The sequence below is a fragment of the Corynebacterium sp. UMB6689 genome, from assembly GCF_030215295.1.
GTDB lineage: Bacteria > Actinomycetota > Actinomycetes > Mycobacteriales > Mycobacteriaceae > Corynebacterium > Corynebacterium aurimucosum.
This window is the reverse complement of the sequence record NZ_JASOLS010000226.1, coordinates 1-253: the sequence shown is the minus strand read 5'-3', so window position 1 is coordinate 253 and position 253 is coordinate 1. Positions and strand designations below refer to the sequence as shown.

Annotated in this window: 1 protein-coding gene; it reads right to left on the bottom strand. The window is 48.6% G+C overall.

Going from position 1 to position 253, the window contains the following annotated elements; translation table 11 throughout:
- Positions 1-253, bottom strand: a 253-nt coding sequence (locus QP363_RS13295) for a PTS sugar transporter subunit IIC (RefSeq protein ID WP_284764839.1), incomplete at both ends; no start/stop codon positions are given.

Below are 253 nucleotides of genomic sequence, written 5' to 3'. Positions count from 1 at the left end.
AATAAGTCCGAAGGTTTGACCAATTAGCACAGACAAGGTCACCGCAATAGCGGGATCTTTGGTTGTAGCTAGTGCTAAACCAATCCCCCCATAAGAGGCATAAGTAATCTCAGAGTTCGTTGCACCACCCGTTGAGAGGTTAGCGATAAAGACCCCTTGGACAGCCAGACCACACAAGACCCCGGCCTGGACATCACCGAAAGCTAGACCGACTAATAAACCTGCAACTAGTGGGCGTCCCACAATATAAAAA